This is a genomic window from Dorea sp. AM10-31 (assembly GCF_003435815.1).
GTDB classification, from domain to species: Bacteria; Bacillota; Clostridia; order Lachnospirales; family Lachnospiraceae; genus Dorea_D; species Dorea_D hominis.
Genome location: NZ_QTUV01000001.1, coordinates 420,807 through 442,695, shown reverse-complemented (window position 1 = coordinate 442,695; position 21,889 = coordinate 420,807). Strand labels below are relative to the sequence as shown.

Here is a 21,889-nt window from a genome sequence, read left to right as displayed (position 1 = left end):
TTATTTTTTGTCGAAGATCCAGTAGGCATTTGCCGTGGCATGGATTTCCGACATCATATCAAATTCACGGTTAATATAGTTCTTTGCGTCACTGTCATTGGGATCATTGACCAGTACCTTGCCGTTTGCCGTAACACCCCGGAGCACGATGAAGTGCCCGCCGCTGGTGAAAAGTCCTGCCCGCTGAGAGGAGATGACCGGACGGCCTTCGGAGAGTGCCTGAAGTACCGTATTGGCATTGCTGGTCTGTGTGACGCTGCCACAGCCGAAATGACTGGCTGCAGCCTGAAAGTAGCTCCAGTAGGTTCCAACTCCCGGCTTGTAATAGGAATTCCCGCACCATGCCACTGCATCCGGAGGGGTAATAGTGTTCCCGGTCAGGTAGCTGGCGATCATGGCAAAGCTGGTAGGCCCGCATCCGGAAGATGCGATGGAGCCGCCGCCATAAGGGATGTTTCCGTAATCGGTCTGGAGATAGTGGGGAATCTGCATTCCATTTGCCGGATAGCTTCCGCCGGTATTGGTAATCTGATAATACCGGAGAACATGCTCCACATATTCCTTGTCCCCATACCGGTCATAATGCCAGTTCGGACGGGCACACATCATATCCGAATAAGCAATGGCGTTTTCTTTGGTATAGCCGCCGTCACGTTCCATTGCCCAGTCGATATAGCCGGAGCCGTAATTGTAACCCTGAAGCGCCAGCTTGATGCGGTCCAGGTCGGTAGGTCCGGTACATCCTGCTTTATCCAGTGCATACTTTAATTCCTGAATCCCACATTCGATGGAATAAGCAGGATCGGTGATGCCGTTGGGGACATGGGGGTATTTCTTATTAAAGCCGCCTTCTGCCGCCTGCATGGGATCGCTTCCACGCCCGCCGCTTTCCTGCATCATGACTGCCATGAGGAGTTCCACATAAGCTTCCATGCCATATTTCTGTGCGACCTGCTGGATGGTAGCCCGGTAAGCCAGCACCTCATCGCTGACACCCACCGCCATGGCAAGACCGGAAGCGGAGCAGCCAAAGAACATGGTCAGGTTTTCCACATAACTGTCTGCCGTTTTTTTCTGCTTATCGGTCAGATGAAAGACGTGATCTGCAAAGTAGGCATCTCCGGCATAGCTGACCGTGTAGGTATGGCGGGTAAAAGTAACCTTTCTGGGTGGTGCATTTTCCTCTTCTGCCGGAACTTCCACCGTGACCGTTTCTGAAGTAACGTCATAAGAAAAAAGCCCGTCCTCGTTTTCCCGGATAAGGCTTTTGAGTTTGCTGATATTTATATTTTTATAGTCATCCTGGCTGGCACAAAACTGTGCGATGAGCTGGTTCGCATTTACGATGATACTGGAAGCGTAAGGATCGCTGATAGAGGCAGTATCTCCTTCCGGGAGTCTGGCAATTTCCGCATTGATCTTAGCAAGCAGTGCATCATGGCTTTCCTGAAGCACCTCCACGATTGCCTGATTGGAAGCCCGGATATTTTCACTGATTACCGTGTTGCTGGTCAGTGCTCCGGTATTTTCAGAGAGGTCTCCGAAGACGAGTCCCGGAAGCATGACAAGGAACAGCATGGGAAGCATCAGTACACCGCCGACGGCTGCTCCGGTTTTCGCAAGGGTGCGCCTGTGCCGGAATACTGTACCGATGACAGCAAGAGGACTGCCCATCAAGGCTGTTTTTGGCATGTTACATACGCTCCTTTCGCTGTGGGGCTGGCGGTAGTTTCTGGACAATGGATTCATTGTAGGCTACTTTGCCGCTGCCGGAAGTATATGGTGTTTTTTCGACCGTATCCTGTGCATACTGCTTGTACCAGGTGGAACCGTCCACGGACTGTACCGTAGAGTAGGAGCCCTGAGTCGGAGCTGCATACTGGTCGGCATGGTACAGGGCAAAATCCCGGTTCCCGGAACTTCCGGTTTCGGTACCGGTGATCCGTCCGCCGCCGATTTCTACATTATCATAGGAAGAACCGCCGCCCGGCTTGATGCCCATATAGGAAGTAAAGGCTTTCTGTGCGTCTGCTCCCTTGATGGAACCCACCTGACCGTAATTTCCCTGTGCAATGTTGCTGATGACCTGATTGGCAAAGTCTCCGCCTTTGTTCAGGGATGATTGGTAAAGCATGTTCCCGATACTGCTGTGTTCGGTATAACCGGTTGCGGAATTGACCGCTTCCCTTTGTACCTGTCTTCCCACTGCTCCGGCAAGCCCGCCGGATAGGAAGCTTCCTGCGACAGCCGCACTTCCGGGAGAAGAGGCTTTGCGGTAGCCGCCACCACCATGGGAACGCATGGAACCGGTCAGGCTCCGTCCTGCAATCAGAAGTTCAGCCATCATGTTTCCTCCGGTATTGCCGACATTGATGCCAAGCGATGCCAGAAAAGAATCAATTTTCTGGGATACCTTTAAAAAGGCAATGGCACACAGGAACCAGACGAAGACATTTCCGGTTACCGCCTCCTTTCCCTGACTGGCAACTGCCGCTTCCACGTCTGCTTCCGTAAGCTCCGCTGCAAAGACCGGCATGGAGCAAAACAGTACCAGACAGGCAGTTAATACCAGGAATGGTATGAGTTTCTTTCTAAGTTTCATTTTGGTCCTCCTTTCTTATAGGGATAACGGATTGGCAAGGAAGGTGCCGACCATAGAAGTAAACAGCCGCAGGCACCACGCATTCATCAGCAGCAAAAAGAACTGGCCGCCAAGCATCCGGCACCAGCTTTTGAAGATATTTCCAGTTGACTGGCTGGCACCCATGGAAAAAGCTGCCGGGGCTGTGTAGACCAGTACCCCCAGAAGAATATAACGTTCTGCCGCTTCAAAGAGCAGCTTGATGTAGTTCCACGCCAGAATCAGTACCAGAATCAGTGCAATGATGGCTACCGCCCCATTTGCACAGACTCCTAGGATGACTGTGACTACGGAGTTAAAATCCGCAAATTTTAAAGGCGGCAGGTCTTCCGTCAAAATCCAGTTGTACGGTGTTCCTGAAATCTTCAGGAGCAGATCCACAATATCTTTCGCATAGAAGGTGAGAAAGATAAAGAGGAAGGAACGGATGGACAGCTTAATGGGATCTTCCGCTTCGATACCGGCTCCCATAAAGTAATTTTTAAAGAGCTGCCATACCCAGTTTAAGAGGATCAGCCCGATGCCCAGTGCCAGAAAGACCTGATACATGGTCTCGGCTGCAGGAAAGTAGCGAAGAAACGTATCCATGGAACAGCCCAGAGCACCGAGGACTGAAGTGGTGATCAGATCCAGAATGTTCATGACCTGTTCGGCAATCCATTCCACGATTCCGTCAAGTATTCCCATAGTGGCATCTCCTTTCGTCTATCCGTTCCATTTTCCGCCTGCAAAGAACGGGGTGATGTAAGCCATGATAAAGCCAAGCCCGTTTAAGATCGCCCAGGTAATGACGATACGCTTGAGCCATGCACGTGATTCGTCCACGGTTTTTCCGCTTTTGGAAAAATTCATCATCAGAAGGGCAACCGATGCCGTTACGACTGCAGCAATGGTGGAAATGAGGATAATCTGGTTATAGACATCCTTCATGATCTCATTGGCTTTGGTCCAGATGGTAGCGGCAAAAACCGGCTGTGTATATCCGCAGAGGACTGTGACAGCCAGAAATGCAGCATACAGGCATCTGCCATAATTGACATGCCGTTTTGTGTCCGGCGGAGCGTTTTTCAGTTTGTGTTTCACGTAAAGATACCTCCTTTTTATAAGAGCGGCAGGAGAATTACCTCCCCTGCCTTTGCTTATGGTTTTCCTGCCTCAAGAAAGGACGCAGCCCGGTCAATGCAGGCTGCGTCCTAAATCAAAGTATGAAATTGTAAAGATCCTCCTATCTTACAGAAAAAACGCAGCTTATTTGCCGCAGGAGAGGCTTCCCATAAGGCAGTGCTGCGTTTCCTTCTGCATATAATTTTGACAATATCAATTTTAACATGGGTAAATTACCGCTACAATCGCAGGAATGTGCCAGTTACAGACGATGGAGTGCCAAAAACGTGACCAACGCTAAAAGCGTTGTAAATGCAATCCTTATGGATACTGTAAGCGTGATTTGCAACCAATTATACTGGATTTACATGACTAATGCTTTAAGCGTTAGTGAATACTGGAAGGAGGAGGTGTGCGTGTGAAAGGAATGGGAAAGGCAATCCGCAGGTACAGGGAAGAGGCAGGAATTACGCAGGAGAAACTGGCTGAACTGGTGGATATCAGTACCAACCATCTGGGTGCGATTGAGCGGGAAGTGAAAACACCTACGATGGAAACATTTGTAAAGCTGTTGAATGTATTAGGTGCGGAACCGAATGAAGTGCTGAAGGAAGTGATTCCTCTTACCAGAATGGAACATACTTCTGTAGTGGAAGGAAAGCTGGAAGGGCTCACACCGAAGAAGCAGGAAAGCGTGCTTCGGATGCTGGATGTGATAATTGAAGAGATGATGAAATAGAAGCTGTCTGCGAAATTGCCGCAGGCAGTTTTTTTGAAAGTTGTATATGCAATAAAACACATAAAAATATGCGATTTATGATGAAAGTGATTGCAAGATTTGATATAGTAATCCTAAAAGCATTATAAAACTAATTCTTAAAGGATGACTATGATATGAAAAAGGGATATGTGGGATTATTGGCATGTGCGGCAGGAATTCTGATCGGACTGGGAATCAGCCGGCTGGATCTGACAGGTTATCTTGAAAAAACACAGGAGCAGGAATATCACCCGGTAGAAAGAAAGGTGCCTGAATTAGTAGAAAGCAAGCTGAAAGATCCCAAGCAGTGCTGGCTGTGTGGGAGTCATGAACGGAGCATGATGGGATATTTTCGGAAGTTTGATGATCTTGGAGTCATCTGTACCAATCAATGGTATGTGATGGATATGCATATACGGAATCACGATGAAGACGGGAATCTTACCGGCCCGCAGGGAAACGGGCATATGGGTTATACCGGGACAGGAGAAGGCGGCTGCTTTTTCCATACGGAGCAGATGTCGGATTACGGGATTTCCGAAGTATCGGTGGATTACGGGGAAGATAGTATCTTCGATGTGAAAAAAGTACAGAACCATCTGTGTCAGGAATGTCTGGATAAGCTGGTGGAAAGCATGGAAGTATTCTGTGAGGAAACACAAAAGCCAAAGCCACGTGATCTGGTACTGGTGGATTTTCAGACATTGGAGCTGTACGCCCTTCAGGAGCATAATGCGGGATACTTTATCCGGGATTATTATGTGGAAATTGAATCAGATGAGGAGACTATGAAGATCCAGGCGTTTTACTGTCCGAAGCTTGTGAACGGGAAAAAGGCTGGGGAATAAATTGTGATTTGAATTGGGGAGGAGTATAATGTAAGTAGGTTTTATGTATTAGAAAAATTTGAAGTTGATGGAGGAAAAGCAATGACAATAGCGGCATCGTGGGTGAGAAAAATTCATAATTGTGAAGAATTAATTTTTATTTCTGATAGTAGATTATGTGGAGGACATCGCTGGGACGAGTGTCCAAAACTTACAACTTTGCCGGGAAATACATGTGCACTAGCGTTTGCAGGAGATACTGAATATGCATATCCAATGATGATGCAAATTAGGCAGGCAATGACGGGATATACAAGAATAGAAACACGGGCAATGGATATAACCGATATTAATGGACACCTTTTAAATCATGCAAATCATCTAATGAATTCAGTGTATGATTTGGCTGATCCAAATTATGTTCCCGATAATGAATTCGTTTTTGGAGGATATTCGTGGGTGGAGAAGAAATTTAAAATTTGGAGATATTATTATGATAAACATGATAAGTCTTTTGCAAAGGACGGAAAGAACCATAGAATAATATCTAGTGTGAGTGGCAACTTTGTGGCAATTGGTGATCAGAGAGAAAATTTTAAAAGAGAATTAAGGGATTTATTAAGGAAAAAGTATGGAAACGATATCGAGAAACAAAAAGGGATTGTTTTAGATATGGAGCCTTTTGAAGCATTATGCAGAATGCTTCAAAAAACAGATAAAAGAGATACAATAGGAGGAGCTCCGCAGATGATCAAGTCGTATCAGTATATGAATTGTCGCCCTGTGGGAGTATACTGGCCAGAAAAGAAAGATATGTTTTCAAATCGCACATTATTAGGAAGAAGGTTATTTGACTATGAAGATACAAAATATTGGTTTATAGATCCAGTCACGCTACGAACTAATCCATGTAATAAGATTGAAGAACATGATGAATTGAGAAGTATATAAAAATTCTATTTTGTGGAGGGGATAGATATGACCAATAGAGTGGAGAAGAATAATGAAATGAAAATTTTTTGTAGTGAAGACGAGATAAATTATAATCAATCAAATAATTATGCTTTTTTGAACTGGTGTTTTGATGACGCTATGGGGGGAAATGATAAAAGTAATCCGGTTCAAACTATAAATGATAATTTTGAAATGGGCAAAGCATATATGGCCAATGCAGTATTAGGGCTGTATTCAATTTTGTATAATAGAAATCGTTATTGTGTGGCAGATATGCTTGTTTTTCCTATTTTATTTGACGTATGGCATGGCGTAGAATTGTGGCTGAAAAGTAGTATAAATGCAATTCATTTTCTTATTCATTCTGGAGAGAAATTAAAAAATAATCACGGTATTTATGAGTATTTAAATATTTTAAAGTGTGAATTGAGTAGACTAAATATGAACAAATCAATAGAAATCGCACTATCAGAATTGAGCGTACTGATCGAGGAATTAAAACGTGTAAATGCACATTTTGATTTTGCGAGATATTCATTTGGAAGAAATGGTGAATATCAGTTTTATAATGCACCGTTAGGTGAGGAAAAACAATGGCAGAAGAAAAATATGAGTGGGCGAGAGTCGATAATTCCTAATACAGGGGTTGATCTTCAAGTGTTATTTACTATTCTTTTAGGAGTTGTTGAGAATTTTAAGGATCTTGTGGAATATTTAACTTTGGTAATATCTGAAGGAGGTGAACTGTCAGATGAAGCATATATGGAACATCTGAGAATATGTAAAAAATTTGAAGAACATATAAATCAGGATAGTGATGACAAAGAGGATATGGGAATAGAAAAAATAATGGAGTTAATATATTCATACATTTTATGACATGTATTCTTCCCGTAAAGAAGTATGTGATTTGAGGAGAAGGTAGTTACATAAAAATGTTTGGGAATCATAGCAGGAATTTTAGGAATTGTATTGGCTGTCATTGGCATTGTACTGAAGCAGAAAGAAAATGCGGCAGTATCCGTGATAGGCGGTGCGGATGGTCCGACTTCTATTTACATAGCAGGGAAATTGAACGGGATAGTTTTAGTTTTCTGATTGTAATTGGTATTACTTTGTTGATTTTAGCAGGAATTGTTTTATACAAACGTAAGCATTAAGTTACAGTTTTTTAGACTGTGTATGGCGGAAGAACCGGGAAAGTGTAGATATATCATGGGGATTTTGGAAAAAAATAAAAAAAGTAAGGGTACAGCGTTTGTCTATGATGAGAATAATGATTACTATAAGATGGAAATAAACGGAATTGAATTTACATGCAACAGGATACATTCAGATTATAAAAAACGTGCAGTTGAACTGGCACAGGTGTATGAAAAAAGGCTTCCGGATATCGTGGATTATCTTATGCCGGATATAAAGGAGATGTTTGGAATTACAAATCCAGATGTAATAGCGAACTCACTGGGAAAGCCGAGTATAGATTTGGACAGAGGAACACTGACTTATCTGGAGCACACAATGGACAGCCTACATATTATTGAAATGGAATTTGACGGGGATTTTACCTCTTTTTATAATGCGTGCTTAGATGGGTAGCGAGGAAGAATATGGGAAAAATTAACAGAGAAGATATGCTGGAACTGACTAGACGTATGACAATCAAGAGAAACTGTTTCAGCAGGATTGCCGGAGCATACATGGATGAGGAAGGATTTGTGGATGGAACATTCAATACACATTTCCTGAAATTATCTGCTTCAGATCAGACGAGAAATCTGGCAATCGCAATGGCGAGTGATAAAGCAGAGCTGTGGGAATCGGAGGAAGTCTATCCGTTCCTTATGTGCGCCATCTGTCCGGTTTCAGGAGATTATGAGCCGGGGAAACCGGAATATGGGTTCCTGTTTCCGGCGTTTAAAGACCGGAGTGGGGATGAGCACCGGATCAACATTTATCATGCAGATGCGCTGCATCCGCATAGAGAGTTGTTCTTTGGTAAGCAGGCAGGAGAATAGGAACTATAATCTATCATCGTAGGAACTGTCACATCGTTTTCAGAAAAGCAGATATTTGCTATGCTTTATTTATGCCAACGGCAAATGAAAAAGCAAAGAGAGGTATCTGAAAAATGAATGAAGAGATGATGGAACTTTTGATGCAGAGTGCAATGGAACTGATGGAGCCGACCAGAACAAGGCTGCGGGAGCAGAATCCGGTGTTTGAGGAAGGCAGAAGTGTATGCGGCGAACTGGAAAAGAAGTTTGATGAGGCAGTGGAAGCACTCCGGAATGTGAATGCTGAAATGGCAGATCTGTTTGAGGAGCATTATAATGCCTACGAGCATTGGGGATATCAGACGGAGCTTTTCAGTTATGTGCAGGGATATCTTGACTGTATGCAGCTATTATCCGGGCTTGGTGTACTAAATGGGGTGAATCAGAAGTGGATTGATACATTCCTGAAAAGGTATCCGATGCAGAGATTAAAATAAAAGGGGGACTTGATTTCTCAAATCCCCCAGTGTATAATGAACTCAAGAAAGGTATTCAGATGCAAAATCTGATGCCCTCAGTTAAATTTTATATTCTATGTATAAGTCATAGCATCCAAAACTTTCCTAGGGTCGTGGATGCTATTTCTTATTATGTCGATCTATATAAGTCAAAGCCGCAAAAATTACCAATAGTAAAGTCAATACTTCCATTGTATTCATGGGCATCACCCTCCTTGGATACTAGAGGGCAAAATCGAAATGCATCCGTCTTTCCAGTTCAATAATACCGAATCAGTATACCACGTTCCTTTTTATGGAACAACCTATAATTTTAAATGGTCTGCTTGATGATGCGGGTGATGATGCCGAGGGCAACGTTCCGTTCCTCATCAATATGCGTCACCACAAAGGATACCTGATCCTTTTTCCCGACTGTCCGGCTGTCATAGCAGGAGTGAGCAATGGCATTGACACCGATGGAGAGCCGGACAAAGACGGTGCCTTTATGGATGTCTTCCACAGTTCCGGCGTATTTTCCCTGAATCTTACATTTTTTCATATTCTCTTTGCTGGTATTACCTTCCACGCTTTTTACATCTACGTGAACCGTAATCTGCTCTGGTGAGTCAGCCTCCACATCCAGGATGCGTACCAGGATGTGGTCGCCCACCTGAAAGCGTTCTCTAGCATCGCCCATCCAGTCAAAAGACAAATCTCTGGCAAGAATGGAGGTTTCCACACCGAAAATTTCAGCACGGACTACTTTTTCAGCAACGGCAATGACTCTTGCCTGTACGATACGGTCTTCATAGACCTTTGGCATTCCGTTTGCGTCTTTATCCAGATAGAAAATCTGGCGTTTCTTTAGCATCGCTTCTTTGCGGCTGGCAACAATGCTGCGTGTTTTGGAATCCAATCCTTTAATCAGAAAATCAATCTCACATCCAAGCATATTGTTGAGGATTTTGTTCTGCCGCAGAGCAAGCTCCCCATAATCGTGTGCTTCATCCTGCATGAGATGAATCATCATCTCAGTTACCGGGATGACAGCACGGAAATCTTTGTAGTAAACCACGGCAATGAGGCTGCCGTTTTCTGTTTTCTCGATACCGCCAAGCATTCCGGTTAAGATACGGCGGGTACGGTAGGCATTCTGGATCTCATGCCAGGTAAGGTCTGAAATGGACTGGGCTGTTTCCAGCTTTGCATCGGAATCCAGAGTTAAAATAGATGTGTTGGTTGTTTCGTTTGGCATCATAGTGTCTCCTTTCAAATTATGACATGATAGAATCTTTATCTAAAGGAACCATGTCTGTGTGATCCGGATAGTTATCTGCTGAGAAGTCATCCGGGAAATCGTGATAGCCAGGTTCCTGATAAACGCTTTGCTGGTCAAAGAGAGGCTCAGCTTTTTTCTTTTTCTGCTTTCCATAAGAAGCGGTTTTTTTCGGGTGGGAAGCAGGAATAGTTGGAGTGTACGTATATTCTTCACTACATGCTCCTTTTCTCCATTCCGGAATATGCTCGGAAGCCTTCCGGGAAATGAGTTTTTTGGCATCCGGGTGCAGGGTGTAATCGTATTTTTCTACCTGCAGGACTTTCTGGCCACGCAGGATAATCAGTGCGGTATCCAGAGGCAGGCGTAGGATCTCATCCGGAGTTAAGAGCTTTCGTTTCCCGATGGATCTGGTCTGGCGGTATTCTGGTGTATAATCGGATACCCTCCAGCTATTTAATTGTTTGGCTTCGCTGCTGACACCAACGGTCACATCACCGGAGCGGTTAGAGATAAATGTAGCAGTTACCTCATCCGTACAGCCTAAAAATAGCTGAGTGTCGCAGTTCCCGATGATTTCCTGCCATTGGTTTAAGGGATACCGGTTCTGCATCTGAGGCAGGTTCTGGAAAATGCAGGAAATACTGAGGTTTCGACTTCGGATCACGGAAATCTTTTTGTTGAGCGATAGGATTGCTCCCGTATTCGCCAGCTCATCAGCCAGGATATGTACCGGAACCGGCAGTTTTCCATCTTCCCCATAGGTGTCTGCATAACGGACCAGTTTGATAAATACGAAGGTCATAAACAGGGAAGAAAGAAAATCAAAAGTGCTGTCTTGATCCGAAGTGATGCAGAAGTATGCACATTTTTCTTTTCCCGGCAGCGTCAGGTTGATCTCATCATAGGAAGTGATTTGGCGGATCAGCTTGTTCTGGAATACCTGAAGTCTGGAACCGAGTCCGATGATGACGCCGGAACGTACCGTGTCACTTGCCTGCTTATAGATGCAGTAGGGGACTTTTGCCGGATGGGAGACCGGAAGCAGGTCAAAGAGGCTGTTCAGTTCTTTTTCAGAACTCATGGTCAGGAGTTTGTATACCTGTCCGATATTCTTTGCCTCCGGTGGGAATCCCTGATCCACATAGAGAATCAGAGCTTTTAATAAGTTCATCTCGGCATTGTCCCAGAAGTGATCGCCTTTGGCAGAACCGGTATTCTGGATGATGACATCAGCAAATACTTGTGCCATGGTTTCCTGTCCGCCAATTTCACCCAGACAATTCCAGCTATCCGAGTTTTCCGGGTTTACAAGATTAAAGGATTTCACGATATATCCGGCATTCTCAAGGTAAGTGGCTGTACTTTCGTACAATTCCGATTTTGGATCGGTGATGATGAGGCTTTCCCCGCGGGCAACACACTGGAAGATCATGTTGCGTGCAAAGGCCCGGCTTTTCATGGAACCGCTGGCACCGTAAACGGCAATATTCCGGTTCATGCGGGTATCCTTCGGGAGACAAACGGCTTTTCCGTTCAGTTTTCCAAGAATGGTTCCCTTGTGTTTCTTGACATCATTCGTAAGCTCCAGTACCTGATGCATTTCCTCCAAAGTCATAAAACCGGAAGTCCCATAGGTTCCCTTTGTGGAATAATTCAGGTTCCGGTCCCGGTCTGTTATTTCCCCGTTTCGGTCAAATCCCATACGCATGAGAAGGAAGGTCAGGAGTCCAAAAGCTGCCAGACATAGAAAAATCCCATACAGATTGTACGGGAAAGCAGTCAGGGCATCCAGACAGGCGAGCGGGTGCGGGGAGGGAATCTGCGGGGCAGTTCCGTTTCCAGCAAAATTGCCGGCAGATTCCCAGGTCTGATAGTTGCGGATAAATTGAGCAACATAGCCTCCTGCATAGAGGGTGCAGAAGGTGATCGGAAGCATATAAATGAGCTTCCACCATTTACGGTTCATGTAAAAACCCCCTTTTGAATTTGCAAAGGTCAATACTGGAGAAATGGATTGTGGCAGTTAAGTATTTTTTCAGGACCGGAATCTGAAAATCGAAACAGATCAGGTTCCCGGATCTGCCGTATACATTTAAGCCGGTATTGAACCGGTTGATTCGCTGCATGTCAAAATCATAAGCAAGAAGGATGGGGTTCCCGGAAGCATCCGTGGCATCATGTTCCAGTGGAATTGAATCGTTGCGGCAGCCCAGATCGGACAGCAGGAGGTTGTCCAGCTTTTCCATGATCTCAGGGTGAACCAGCAGTTTTAAAAGCACTTCCCCTTCCGGAGTATTGGGAAGGTAATGGAAATGCTCGAAGGAAGTGTCCAGCATAAACAGGCTCTTTTTGTAGCCTCCTGTACTGGTAAACAGCCGGAAAGCCATTTCCATGTCGGTTCCGGTCATGATTGCCCGGATCTGTGGATGTCCGTTGTAAGGGTAGCCTTGCAGGTAATGCTGCAGGAAGGCGTTTAAGCGGACTTCCGTTCGATATTCCCATTTCAGGACTCCGTTTCCCGTGTTGTAAAGGACATAGACACATTGCGGTGCCATCAGGATGCCCATGCTGCGGGAGTTCCTAATCTTCGTGGTCTCCGGGCCTAGTTCCTTAATTTCTCTGGAAGCGTAAAAAAGAGGAAGGCTTCGCATACCGATGGAACCAGCTTCGCGGTGATTACAGAAGATGTCAGGTTTTACATCCGGATAAAAGGGAATCCCGGCATGAAGGAGTGTCAGATACGTTTCGGCTTTCTGATGTAAGCGGATACGTCGGGATACTTCACTTCGGATGAGGTTCGTCTCGGTATTGCCGGTCAGATAGCACTGGAAGCGTAACGGCGAGACAGATAACAGCATTTCTTTCGCAGCTTTTGTAAGACGGTAGCCTCTGAGAGCATCCCGGTAGTGGGTACGGATGAGGTGTTCCGCCTTCAAATCCGTAATGAGTTTTTCCGCATAGGAGGCACTTGGGATGAGTCTGTTTAGCTGGTCTGCGGGAAATTCCCCGCACATCCCTATCATTTCCAGTAAGCGGTATTTCGTAGTGTCAGGTCTTATCAAATAAGCATCACCTCAATTCAGTTCTTACCCATGCAAGCCTATACTTGGGTAAATCTCTGGTGGTTTGGAGATAAAAAAAGCAAGAAAACAAAGTTCCCTGCGGTGGTTCTTACCGATGTCGGATTTCTGCCTGAGAAGTCAGGAGATTTTCCGACATGCTTTCGTGATGATTTTTCTGGTTCTGCAGCCATTTCGGAAAGTCAGCTTTTTCCATAACCGATACTAGTGTACAGTCCTTTAAGCCAAGCTGTGTCGTGTAGTAGGAATCACAGAAAAAGCCGCTGTCATCTGTCAGAACATAAGTACAAAGTGTATCCAGAATCTGTTTAAACTCCAGATTGTCATAATCCCGGATACGTCTTTGAGGAAGTTCCCTGTCATATATTTGACTGAAACATATCACGCAGTCACGATAGAGGGGCAGGGCATTTTGTTTTACATACTCCCGAAGCATATAATTAAGCGGTTCATGGAGAAATGCAGTGTTTGTGTGGACTCTTCGTTTCGGAAGCAGTCCGGGAAGCGTAATGGTGAGAATCCCCTGCTGTTCTGCAATCCGCATTCCCTGTGCATCTGCCGCTTTGGGAAGATAAACTGCTTGATTTGGGGAGAGAGCCGGACAGACAAGGTTACGCATCTGGCAGGCAATCCGCTCCGCCCGAAGAGCAGCACTGACGCTTAGTTCCTCAAAATTTTTATCATAATTCTGGATATCAGTGACCTTCAGAGCGTAAACGGTATTCGTCAGTTTTTGCAGCTCCCCTTCCAGTTTTTCAAGCCGCTGGTAAATGGTTGGTGTATTTTGCGTCATAATAACCTACTTTCTCATGTAGTAACTGACAGCACCGGATTCATTTACAAGGCAGTAAGCGGCTACATCATCAATGGTGATTTTGGCAGCCTGGCTTTCGGATTCTAAGACAATCAGGCGTTTGGAACCATTTGATGGGATACTTTCCATCACATGATTGATCAGAGCCTCCTGTTCTTCACCGATATAGATGATTTCGTATTGTTCATCTTGCGAAAAGAAATTGAGCTTGATTGGAAATTCGCCACTGGTGTGGTATACAATACCTTTCTTAAAATCCAGCAGTACCCAAAAGCATGTAATTATAGCATAGTCAGGATTCTCAGCAGACTGCTGGCTGTCACAAAGAAGGTCATGCTCTTTATCGTAAATGATGCGCCCTTGTTTGATGAGGCTGGTAACCAATGACTTGATAGACTGCTCATGTCGGGAGAAAAGTTGTAAAACCTGGTCATACTTCAGAGTATGGTAAGTGGTAATGAACCGTAAGAGCTTGGCTCCCTCTCCTTGATAGATTTCGTTCCTTGTTTTCATGATTGACTCCCTTCTATATATAATAGGAAACTTTATACGTATGGCTGTACGTACAGAATACGTTTGGTATTGTAGGTATAGTGTACGTACAAAGTACATAGAACCTGCTGTCAGCGATTGAATTTACAGGTACAAAAAAAGCACCATCTATGGGTGCTGGAAATAAGGAAAACTATAAGCAATACCTATTGTAGCATGGGTAATTTTACGCTTCAATCGCAGAAGCAGGTCATTTCTGTGCCATTTTCACTGGTTGGCATAAAAAAAGCAGGAAACCATTTTGATTCCCTGCATGGTGTATTGTTGTGCTTTTGTGTAGTTCTAATGATTACTTGTCTTTATAAAATGCTTCGAAAGCTTGTGCGAAGAATTCGGCTGTACCATTGCCGTATTTTTCATCTATCATAGGTTTGATTTTTTCATTACGGTAATATTGAGCCTGTGCAACCATCAGACCGTGTTCTTTCTTTATCTGTGAAAGTTGTTTCATAAGAAAACCGTATTCGGAAACAAGTTCTCTTACTTCAGAAGAATCTGGTGAACATACTTTTTTAGCTGCTAATTTGTATAAAAGATTGTCAAATTGTTGGTTGTAACTTTCTGCAGCCTCTTTGCTAATAGGATTGTTGGCAACAGACAGGAATTGCTCTTTTCCTCCATACCACTCAACAACTTTAGCATAGCCTTTCTGCATTTCTTCTGATGAAACTGTTTTAATATAATGCTTTTTCCATTCTTCAATGCTTCCAAACTCTTTTACAGCAAGTTCTTTCATATTGTCAGGCATATGTTCAAACATAGTTTGGAACATTTCTTCAACTTCCGTTTTACTAAAAATCGCAAAATCCATTTTATTCTCTCCTTTCAGGATATCATCAATGCTGGCAATCAGATGTTCCATACGTTCTTTCTTTGCTACCAACATTTTTCTCTGCATTTGCAAGATCTGGTTCCTTTCAAGAGCAGGATTCTCCAGAACAGCTTTGATTTCTTTCAAAGGAATGTCAAACTCACGGAAAAACAGAATCTGCTGTAATATTTCCAATGCCCTATCGTCATAAAACCGGTATCCCGCATCACTTTTTTGTGTTGGTTTTAAAAGCCCGATTTCATCGTAATAGTGAAGCGTGCGAACGCTGATACCTGTAAGTCCTGATATTTCTTTGACTGTCCTCATAGTTGCTGACCTCCTGTTCCTGATAAGATAACTGTACGCTATGACGTTCCGTGAGAGTCAATATATATTTTGCATTTTTTAGTATAACATTTTTATGATATTACGAAAAGCCGAGAAGATAGGCGATATGTATTACTCTGGAAAGAACTTGTTGAGCGTATCCAATGTCTCTTTTGCAGTAAATCCCCAAAGGATGGTACTGAGTGCTTCAATCGCAGCCCTGCGTTTCCGGTAATAGGTGCGGTAGGAAATATTGGTGATGTGGTGAGCCAGCTTATCCAATATCTCATCTGTATTTTTCATTTCCTGTGGAGAGAGAAAAGCGTAGTAGAGAATCCAGTAATACTGTTCCCCATGCTTGTGATTGTTCCGGAGGAGATCGATGGATGATTCCAAAAGCTTCAGCATCTGGTTGCTTCTGGCAATACTTTTTGCCCGTTGTTCGATGTCGCTTCCGGTAAGATCAGCCCCGGCAGCATAGATGGAGTCCAGAAATTTGTCGATGTCATTGTCGTATTGGAGCTTAAACTGGTGCTCCATCTGGTGTACGACTACCTTCAGGCTGTAGGTTGCATCCCGGTATCTGCGTAAAAACTGATAGGTGTCGTGAAAACGTGGATCTTCTTCGGGTGAAGGAAATCCCTGTGTATTGCGGTTTGCCATGTCTATTCCCCCCCTTTCAGTGCAGAAGGCTCTGCCACGGCAGGCATCTTTTGGGCAGACTCATCCCCCGGACTTACGGACAACTCAAACCGATAAGCGGCATTTCCGTAGGGACAGATAATATTTAGAGTAAATGTATTAAATATATCTTTGCAGGCTGATAATGGAGATAATATATAGCGGGTTTTGGAGCAGTGGCAACATGGAATCCCTTGTGAATCCAATAGTTCTGCGACTTTTTGCACGATAAATTTCATGTGTGAATCTGGAACGCAGGAATCATTTTTTGTAACGGTGATTTGTGAGTCTGTGACAGTTTCTGAAACGCTAACAGAAGCAGAATCCTCAATAGTGATTTCTTCAGGTACATGGATTGGTAATTGCATCTTCATAGCGATCTCCTCCTTGTCAATCATAACGTCGCTGATATTAAACATCACGGACAGGTAATTGTTGAGATAAATTACGCTTCCGTGTTTTCCTGTAAATGAGATAAGTGTAATGTATTCTTTTTCCTCCAGTTTCTTCAAGAGTCGTGATACCGATGCCTTTGACAGACTCCACCTTTCACCCAGTTCATTAAAGCTGGTAAGGGGATTTCCGGTATTATCCCGGTAATAGACAATGGGACCGGAATCAGATCCCAGGACAGAGGAATCGTTGTAAACTGCATGAATCCACAGATCCAGAATAACATCCATTTCCGAGCATTTTCCAATGCCAATTAGTTCGTGAACTTTGGCAATCGGGAAAAAGAAAAACCCTGTATCTTTTTTACAGGGATAGTTGTATTCCAATACGGTATTGTCTTTGGGCCAGTCTGATATTTTGAATTTGACCAGGCGCTTTTTGCCGAGAAGAGAGTAGGTAATGTAATTCTGCTCTTCAAAAAATCGAAGGATGGACAACGCTTGATGTTGGAAACGGCAGCGAAACCATTCCTGAAGATCTGTGACTGTGCAGATCCACTCTCCTGGACCAATGGTATAGGTAATGTGTTCCATCCGGCGGTAGGATGTGCGGTAATTTGCATAGGAGCATAATACCAGATAATAAAAAAGAAAAGAGCCCCCGGTAGTTCGGATGCTCTTGGTAGTGATTAAAGTTTGTATGAAGTCACGGTAAATGCGACAGCGTGGAAATTCCACGATTTGTTTGAGTTCTAATTTGTAATTCATGGTGATCTTCCTTTCAAAGTATATTTAATTGTAATCGGACTTTTCATAGTGTTGGTATCAAGAAGAAGCCGATGGAAGTATAGCAAGTAGTCGTTTCACTCATTGCATTTTTATTGCATTTTTAAAATTTAGATTATGTGGCTATGTTGCTCTTAACTGGTTAAAAAGCCTTTAAAATCGTCTATATGCGTTAATACTCCGTACTGTCAATCTGGAGTTTGAATAAATCGAGTTGCTTAAAAAAGCCAGTGTTTATGCGGGTTTCAGCGATTTCGATTAGTCTTTTGATAACAAATTGATAACAGTCATAGCAAGTGCCATTATTCTTGTTATCCAGTGGTTTATGGGTAACGGAACAATTAACAGGTGGCTTGCAGACTAAAGTTCGGAGCTTGACTCTGAACAAATTCCATATTATAAACTAAGCCCTTAGCTGTGGTTAATAACCATAGTTAAGGGCTTTTTTGTCGTTGCCAAAGCATCTGTAGGGAGCTGCCAGTGGCAGGTCCTGTAGGTGCTTATTTATCTTTCAAGTGGTCTTTGAATGCTTCCACGAGAGCGTCACTTAATTCCTGTGATGGAACTTTTGCCCAACGCTGTGTGGTGTCGAACTCTGGATAATGGTAACGCCAGTTATCGTATTCTTCTCTGTTGATTTCTTCGGAAGATAGCTTGTCTGCCTGTTCTTTCCAAGCATACAGCATTTTGAGGAGTTCATATGCTTCTCTGCCTTTGTCCTTGTTGACCTTTAAGCATACCTCTCCGTCTGCTTCACTGACAGTAAGACCGTAAATATCTTCAAGGGTAAACAGAGTGTGCATAAGACCGATATAGCTGTCTATGTCAGGAACATCAAGAGCCTGTGGAGAAACATCAAGCACCTGTGCCAATGCATTTGTAAGGTCTGCTTTCGGTTTGCGTGTACCAGTTTCGTACTGTGCCAAACGCACATCAGCACTCTTTTCTGGAAAACCGATTGCTGTACCGAGATACTTTTGTGTCATACCACGCATTAGTCTGAAAAAATGTATTCTTTCGCTGATAGCCATAATGATACGCTCCTTTTATATTTAGTGAAATAAGTATAGCAGAAATGTTTAGTGGAAGTCAAGAAAAACCGAAACAAAAATGTTTAATATTTTCTTTGCAACCACTTGACAATAGCAAATATGTTTAGTAAAATAAATTACGAATTAAACAAATATGCTTAATGCGACAACTGAATGACCGTCCGAAAAGCCAAACCGCCAAGACCTCGTCGGAGCAAGTTCCGTATCGTTCGCTTGTGTGCAAGCACAAAAGCTCATTCGCTGCACTGCTCCTCCTCTTCCCCAAAAGTCTCCGACTTTTCGGGAACCCCTATACGAGCGAGCGCCTGATGTACTGCGGTGCATTGGGACAGCACAGCGCCTGCCGACAAGCAGGAGTGCCTGTTGGAACTTTAACACGGAGAAAGCGGCAAGCAAAAAATTATTTTAAGAAAGGAAGAAAAAGGATATGGAAAACAGATTTATCCGAGCCGAAGATGTGGCTCAGGAACTAAACGTATCAAAACCTTATGCATATAAACTCATCAGACAATTAAATGAGGAATTGAAAGCAAAGGGCTTTATTACGATTGCAGGGCGTGTAAATCGCCAGTATTTTTACGAAAGGCTCTACGGAGCAGGAAAGGGGGAAATGTAAATGCCGGTATTTAAGAATGAAGATAACGGTACTTGGTATGTGATGGCAAGGTATGTGAACTGGAAAGGGGAACGCAAGCAGAAATGCAAGCGTGGCTTTGCTACCAAACGAGAAGCACAGGAATGGGAAAGAATGTTCAAATTGCAGACTTCTTCAGACCTTGATATGAGTTTTGAAGCCTTTACGGAGCTTTATATCAATGATGTGAAGAACCGTTTGAAGGAAAACACGTGGCTTACCAAAGAGCATATCATACGCACAAAGATACTTCCGTATTTCGGGAAACTGAAAATCAGCGAGATTTCCACAAAGGAGATTATTACTTGGCAGAATGAAATGCTTGCCTATCGTGATGAGAAGAAAAAGCCTTATTCACAGACGTATCTGAAAACGCTGCACAATCAGTTGTCCGCCATTTTCAATCACGCTGTCCGCTACTATGAACTGCGTTCCAATCCTGCGGCAAAGGTGGGAAATATGGGACGTGAGGAACACAAGGAAATGCTGTTCTGGACAAAGGAAGAATACAAGAAATTCTCTTTTGAGATGATGGACAAGCCTGTTTCCTTTTATGCGTTTGAAATGCTTTACTGGTGCGGTATCCGAGAGGGCGAGCTGTTAGCTTTGACTCCGGCAGATTTCAACTTTGATAAGGAAACAGTCACAATCAATAAATCCTATCAGCGTTTGAAAGGGCAGGATGTGATTACTTCTCCGAAAACGAAAAAGAGCAACCGCACGATTAAAATGCCGAAGTTTCTGTGTGAGGAAATGAAAGAATATCTCGGTATGCTTTACGGATTGAAGAAGAAAGACCGTATCTTTACGGTGACGAAAAGCTATCTTCATCACGAGATGGACAGAGGGGCAAAGGCGGCAGGCGTGAAGCGTATCCGCATTCACGATCTCCGTCACAGCCACATTTCACTCTTGATTGATATGGGCTTTTCTGCGGTGGCGATTGCTGACCGAGTTGGTCACGAAAGTATTGATATTACTTATCAGTACGCACACCTCTTTCCGTCAAAGCAGATTGAGATGGCAGAAAAATTAGATGATTTAGGGAAAGGAGATTTTGAAAATGTCAGCTAAGAACAGAGATAACAAAAATCGTTGGAGGAATATCACAGTAGGGTTTCGAGTATCGCCCGAAGAAAACGAACTCATTAACAGAGCTGTAGCTCTATCAGGATTGCCAAAACAGGAGTATTGTTACCGCCGTTGCTTAAATCAGGATGTGGTGGTACAGGGCAATCCGAGAGTGTATAAGGCGTTGAAAACGGAATTTGCCACAGTCCTTGCGGAACTGAAAAGGATTGAAGCAGGAAAAGGTGTGGATGATGAACTGCTGAGTGTAATAGAACTGATTTCCATTATTCTCGGCGGTTTGAAAGGAGAGGATGCGAATGGAGAATAAAAAAGAAATGACTATTCCAAATGTATCTGCGGCAACAGATGCGGAACAGTCACTTTCCAAATGTACTGACAATAGTATAGTCAATCAGGATACGGATTTCAAGGGGTACGAGCAATCTTTTGAAGAAATGCAAAGGGAAATACTCAGACAGTTAGACCCTTCCTATCTGAAAACAGTATCAATGACAACGCTGTATGATACGGTGTTTGAGGTTCAGACACCACTTATCGACGGTCTGCTCCAAAGGGGAACTTACCTTTTCGTAGGTTCCCCGAAAGTGGGAAAGAGCTTTATGATGGCACAGCTTGCCTATCATATCAGCACAGGCACACCGCTTTGGGAGTATAAGGTGCGTAAGGCAACGGTGCTTTATTTTGCCCTTGAAGATGATTACCCACGTTTGCAGAAGCGATTGTTTCAGATGTTCGGTGCAAAGGAGACAGGCAATCTGTATTTCGCAACGGAATGTAAAACGGTCAATGGCGGACTGGAAGAACAGATAAGAGGGTTTATGAGGGAACACCCAGACACAGGCTTGATTATCATAGACACCTTAAAGCGTGTGCGTGAAGCAGGCGGAGCAGATTACAGCTACGCAAGTGATTATGATGTTGTGGCAAGGCTGAAAGCGTTGGCAGACAGTTACAAGGTTTCAATGCTTATTGTTCATCATACACGCAAACAAAAATCGGAAGATATATTCGATATGATTTCAGGCACGAATGGTCTGATGGGTGCGGCAGACGGTGCATTTGTTCTCAGTAAGGACAAGCGTACTTCCAACAATGCCACACTTGATGTTGCTGGCAGAGACCAGCAGGATATGAAAATCCATCTTGTAAGGGACAGCGAGCGATTGGTGTGGAACTTTGCAAAATCGGAAACGGAGATGTGGAAAGAACCGCCCGAACCTCTGCTTGAGAAGATAGCGGATACGCTCTTTTCGGAAAGTGACAGATGGGAAGGAACTGCTTCGGAACTTTGCGAAAGGCTTGCGGTGGATATAAAGCCGAATGTACTTTCTTTAAGGCTCAGTATCAACGCAAGCAGGCTGTTTCGTGATTACGGTATCCGTTATCAGAACAGCCGCACACACGACGGAAGAAAGGTTTCACTTTGGAAAGAAACCGAGCAGACGGCGTGACAAACGGTGTCAAAGGTGTCAATGTTTTTGAGAGCAGCACGCTGTGAAAAACATTGTCACCATCGTCACACTTTGACACCGGATAAAGTTTAGGGGAGTGTGCAGAGAGTGCCTTTTCAAAGGCGGCTCTTTGGTCTCGCCTGCTGGCTCGGTCG

Annotated in this window: 25 protein-coding genes; 12 read left to right on the top strand and 13 right to left on the bottom strand. The window is 43.9% G+C overall.

What is annotated here, in order from left to right:
* The 4 genes from DW125_RS02170 to DW125_RS02155 are packed head-to-tail and all read right to left on the bottom strand — an operon-like array spanning position 1 to position 3,724.
* Positions 1–1,692 carry a lysozyme family protein gene (locus DW125_RS02170; protein ID WP_117536980.1) on the bottom strand — a complete coding sequence of 564 codons (1,692 nt, stop codon included), beginning with the start codon at positions 1,690–1,692 and terminating at the stop codon, positions 1–3.
* Position 1,693: 1 nt separating this feature from the next.
* Positions 1,694–2,602 carry a hypothetical protein gene (locus DW125_RS02165; protein WP_117536979.1) on the bottom strand — a complete coding sequence of 303 codons (909 nt, stop codon included), beginning with the start codon at positions 2,600–2,602 and terminating at the stop codon, positions 1,694–1,696.
* Positions 2,603–2,617: 15 nt separating this feature from the next.
* A complete protein-coding gene (locus tag DW125_RS02160) occupies positions 2,618–3,328 on the bottom strand; it encodes a hypothetical protein (RefSeq protein WP_005333522.1) in 711 nt (236 codons plus the stop codon).
* Between the two features lie 18 nt (positions 3,329–3,346).
* The gene (locus tag DW125_RS02155; RefSeq protein WP_005333524.1) at positions 3,347–3,724 is read right to left on the bottom strand and encodes a hypothetical protein; all 378 of its coding nucleotides are present in this window, start codon (positions 3,722–3,724) and stop codon (positions 3,347–3,349) included.
* Between the two features lie 448 nt (positions 3,725–4,172).
* Here DW125_RS02155 and DW125_RS02145 point away from each other — a divergent pair, with 448 nt between their 5' ends.
* The 8 genes from DW125_RS02145 (at position 4,173) to DW125_RS02110 (ending at position 8,780) form a co-directional block, all read left to right on the top strand.
* Complete coding sequence (locus DW125_RS02145) at positions 4,173–4,484, top strand: helix-turn-helix domain-containing protein (protein WP_240577250.1); 312 nt, start codon at positions 4,173–4,175, stop codon at positions 4,482–4,484.
* 155 nt (positions 4,485–4,639) lie between these two features.
* Positions 4,640–5,353: a hypothetical protein gene (locus DW125_RS02140; protein WP_117536978.1), complete on the top strand. Its 714-nt coding sequence runs from the start codon at positions 4,640–4,642 to the stop codon at positions 5,351–5,353.
* A gap of 81 nt (positions 5,354–5,434) precedes the next feature.
* Positions 5,435–6,283, top strand: coding sequence for a hypothetical protein (locus tag DW125_RS02135; RefSeq protein WP_117536977.1), 849 nt, complete (start codon positions 5,435–5,437; stop codon positions 6,281–6,283).
* 27 nt (positions 6,284–6,310) lie between these two features.
* A complete protein-coding gene (locus DW125_RS02130; protein WP_242992884.1) occupies positions 6,311–7,165 on the top strand; it encodes a hypothetical protein in 855 nt (284 codons plus the stop codon).
* Positions 7,166–7,225: 60 nt separating this feature from the next.
* Positions 7,226–7,384 carry a sodium ion-translocating decarboxylase subunit beta gene (locus DW125_RS02125; RefSeq protein WP_240577163.1) on the top strand — a complete coding sequence of 53 codons (159 nt, stop codon included), beginning with the start codon at positions 7,226–7,228 and terminating at the stop codon, positions 7,382–7,384.
* A 117-nt stretch (positions 7,385–7,501) separates the two neighbouring features.
* Entirely contained in the window at positions 7,502–7,885 is a 384-nt protein-coding gene (locus tag DW125_RS02120; protein ID WP_240577164.1) for a hypothetical protein, read from the top strand.
* A gap of 11 nt (positions 7,886–7,896) precedes the next feature.
* The gene (locus DW125_RS02115; RefSeq protein WP_117536976.1) at positions 7,897–8,304 is read left to right on the top strand and encodes a hypothetical protein; all 408 of its coding nucleotides are present in this window, start codon (positions 7,897–7,899) and stop codon (positions 8,302–8,304) included.
* 113 nt (positions 8,305–8,417) lie between these two features.
* Positions 8,418–8,780, top strand: a complete 363-nt coding sequence (locus tag DW125_RS02110; protein WP_117536975.1) for a hypothetical protein — start codon at positions 8,418–8,420, stop codon at positions 8,778–8,780.
* A 334-nt stretch (positions 8,781–9,114) separates the two neighbouring features.
* Here the strand turns inward: DW125_RS02110 and DW125_RS02105 are convergent, their stop codons facing one another.
* The 9 genes from DW125_RS02105 to DW125_RS02065 all read right to left on the bottom strand — a co-directional run bounded on the left by DW125_RS02105 (position 9,115) and on the right by DW125_RS02065 (position 18,536).
* Entirely contained in the window at positions 9,115–10,038 is a 924-nt protein-coding gene (locus tag DW125_RS02105) for a S1 RNA-binding domain-containing protein (RefSeq protein ID WP_199537816.1), read from the bottom strand.
* A gap of 19 nt (positions 10,039–10,057) precedes the next feature.
* On the bottom strand, positions 10,058–12,028 hold the full coding sequence (locus tag DW125_RS02100) for a VirD4-like conjugal transfer protein, CD1115 family (protein ID WP_117536973.1): 1,971 nt from the start codon (positions 12,026–12,028) through the stop codon (positions 10,058–10,060).
* Entirely contained in the window at positions 12,018–12,998 is a 981-nt protein-coding gene (locus DW125_RS02095; protein ID WP_242992883.1) for a hypothetical protein, read from the bottom strand. The genes DW125_RS02100 and DW125_RS02095 overlap by 11 nt, the downstream gene beginning before the upstream one ends.
* A 235-nt stretch (positions 12,999–13,233) precedes the next feature.
* Positions 13,234–13,935 (bottom strand): DUF6100 family protein, encoded by a 702-nt coding sequence (locus DW125_RS02090; protein WP_117536972.1) that lies wholly within the window; start codon positions 13,933–13,935, stop codon positions 13,234–13,236.
* A gap of 6 nt (positions 13,936–13,941) precedes the next feature.
* Positions 13,942–14,469 (bottom strand): DUF5697 family protein, encoded by a 528-nt coding sequence (locus tag DW125_RS02085; RefSeq protein ID WP_117536971.1) that lies wholly within the window; start codon positions 14,467–14,469, stop codon positions 13,942–13,944.
* Positions 14,470–14,797: 328 nt separating this feature from the next.
* On the bottom strand, positions 14,798–15,646 hold the full coding sequence (locus DW125_RS02080) for a MerR family transcriptional regulator (RefSeq protein WP_117536970.1): 849 nt from the start codon (positions 15,644–15,646) through the stop codon (positions 14,798–14,800).
* A gap of 132 nt (positions 15,647–15,778) precedes the next feature.
* The gene (locus DW125_RS13940) at positions 15,779–16,309 is read right to left on the bottom strand and encodes a hypothetical protein (RefSeq protein ID WP_005333547.1); all 531 of its coding nucleotides are present in this window, start codon (positions 16,307–16,309) and stop codon (positions 15,779–15,781) included.
* 2 nt (positions 16,310–16,311) lie between these two features.
* A complete protein-coding gene (locus DW125_RS02070; RefSeq protein ID WP_226850870.1) occupies positions 16,312–17,487 on the bottom strand; it encodes a MarR family transcriptional regulator in 1,176 nt (391 codons plus the stop codon).
* 518 nt (positions 17,488–18,005) lie between these two features.
* Entirely contained in the window at positions 18,006–18,536 is a 531-nt protein-coding gene (locus tag DW125_RS02065) for a helix-turn-helix domain-containing protein (protein WP_009247529.1), read from the bottom strand.
* A 448-nt stretch (positions 18,537–18,984) separates the two neighbouring features.
* Here DW125_RS02065 and DW125_RS02060 point away from each other — a divergent pair, with 448 nt between their 5' ends.
* Genes DW125_RS02060 through DW125_RS02045 form a run of 4 tightly spaced genes read left to right on the top strand, consistent with a single transcriptional unit; the run spans position 18,985 to position 21,734 of the window.
* On the top strand, positions 18,985–19,173 hold the full coding sequence (locus DW125_RS02060; RefSeq protein WP_009247528.1) for a transcriptional regulator: 189 nt from the start codon (positions 18,985–18,987) through the stop codon (positions 19,171–19,173).
* Complete coding sequence (locus DW125_RS02055; RefSeq protein WP_009247527.1) at positions 19,174–20,265, top strand: site-specific integrase; 1,092 nt, start codon at positions 19,174–19,176, stop codon at positions 20,263–20,265.
* The gene (locus tag DW125_RS02050) at positions 20,255–20,590 is read left to right on the top strand and encodes a plasmid mobilization protein (RefSeq protein ID WP_009247526.1); all 336 of its coding nucleotides are present in this window, start codon (positions 20,255–20,257) and stop codon (positions 20,588–20,590) included. Before DW125_RS02055 ends, DW125_RS02050 begins: the two co-directional genes overlap by 11 nt.
* The gene (locus DW125_RS02045) at positions 20,580–21,734 is read left to right on the top strand and encodes an AAA family ATPase (RefSeq protein ID WP_009247525.1); all 1,155 of its coding nucleotides are present in this window, start codon (positions 20,580–20,582) and stop codon (positions 21,732–21,734) included. The genes DW125_RS02050 and DW125_RS02045 overlap by 11 nt, the downstream gene beginning before the upstream one ends.
* Positions 21,735–21,889 lie beyond the last annotated feature (155 nt).

Excerpts from the sequence above, each read along its gene's own strand:
- DW125_RS02170 (WP_117536980.1), bottom strand. The coding sequence starts at position 1,692 with ATGCCAAAAACAGCCTTGATGGGCAGTCCTCTTGCTGTCATCGGTACA.
- DW125_RS02165 (WP_117536979.1), bottom strand. The coding sequence starts at position 2,602 with ATGAAACTTAGAAAGAAACTCATACCATTCCTGGTATTAACTGCCTGT.
- DW125_RS02160 (WP_005333522.1), bottom strand. The coding sequence starts at position 3,328 with ATGGGAATACTTGACGGAATCGTGGAATGGATTGCCGAACAGGTCATG.
- DW125_RS02145 (WP_240577250.1), top strand. The coding sequence starts at position 4,173 with ATGGGAAAGGCAATCCGCAGGTACAGGGAAGAGGCAGGAATTACGCAG.
- DW125_RS02140 (WP_117536978.1), top strand. The coding sequence starts at position 4,640 with ATGAAAAAGGGATATGTGGGATTATTGGCATGTGCGGCAGGAATTCTG.
- DW125_RS02135 (WP_117536977.1), top strand. The coding sequence starts at position 5,435 with ATGACAATAGCGGCATCGTGGGTGAGAAAAATTCATAATTGTGAAGAA.
- DW125_RS02130 (WP_242992884.1), top strand. The coding sequence starts at position 6,311 with ATGACCAATAGAGTGGAGAAGAATAATGAAATGAAAATTTTTTGTAGT.
- DW125_RS02120 (WP_240577164.1), top strand. The coding sequence starts at position 7,502 with ATGGGGATTTTGGAAAAAAATAAAAAAAGTAAGGGTACAGCGTTTGTC.
- DW125_RS02115 (WP_117536976.1), top strand. The coding sequence starts at position 7,897 with ATGGGAAAAATTAACAGAGAAGATATGCTGGAACTGACTAGACGTATG.
- DW125_RS02110 (WP_117536975.1), top strand. The coding sequence starts at position 8,418 with ATGAATGAAGAGATGATGGAACTTTTGATGCAGAGTGCAATGGAACTG.
- DW125_RS02105 (WP_199537816.1), bottom strand. The coding sequence starts at position 10,038 with ATGCCAAACGAAACAACCAACACATCTATTTTAACTCTGGATTCCGAT.
- DW125_RS02100 (WP_117536973.1), bottom strand. The coding sequence starts at position 12,028 with ATGAACCGTAAATGGTGGAAGCTCATTTATATGCTTCCGATCACCTTC.
- DW125_RS02090 (WP_117536972.1), bottom strand. The coding sequence starts at position 13,935 with ATGACGCAAAATACACCAACCATTTACCAGCGGCTTGAAAAACTGGAA.
- DW125_RS02085 (WP_117536971.1), bottom strand. The coding sequence starts at position 14,469 with ATGAAAACAAGGAACGAAATCTATCAAGGAGAGGGAGCCAAGCTCTTA.
- DW125_RS02080 (WP_117536970.1), bottom strand. The coding sequence starts at position 15,646 with ATGAGGACAGTCAAAGAAATATCAGGACTTACAGGTATCAGCGTTCGC.
- DW125_RS13940 (WP_005333547.1), bottom strand. The coding sequence starts at position 16,309 with ATGGCAAACCGCAATACACAGGGATTTCCTTCACCCGAAGAAGATCCA.
- DW125_RS02070 (WP_226850870.1), bottom strand. The coding sequence starts at position 17,487 with ATGAATTACAAATTAGAACTCAAACAAATCGTGGAATTTCCACGCTGT.
- DW125_RS02065 (WP_009247529.1), bottom strand. The coding sequence starts at position 18,536 with ATGGCTATCAGCGAAAGAATACATTTTTTCAGACTAATGCGTGGTATG.
- DW125_RS02060 (WP_009247528.1), top strand. The coding sequence starts at position 18,985 with ATGGAAAACAGATTTATCCGAGCCGAAGATGTGGCTCAGGAACTAAAC.
- DW125_RS02055 (WP_009247527.1), top strand. The coding sequence starts at position 19,174 with ATGCCGGTATTTAAGAATGAAGATAACGGTACTTGGTATGTGATGGCA.
- DW125_RS02050 (WP_009247526.1), top strand. The coding sequence starts at position 20,255 with ATGTCAGCTAAGAACAGAGATAACAAAAATCGTTGGAGGAATATCACA.
- DW125_RS02045 (WP_009247525.1), top strand. The coding sequence starts at position 20,580 with ATGGAGAATAAAAAAGAAATGACTATTCCAAATGTATCTGCGGCAACA.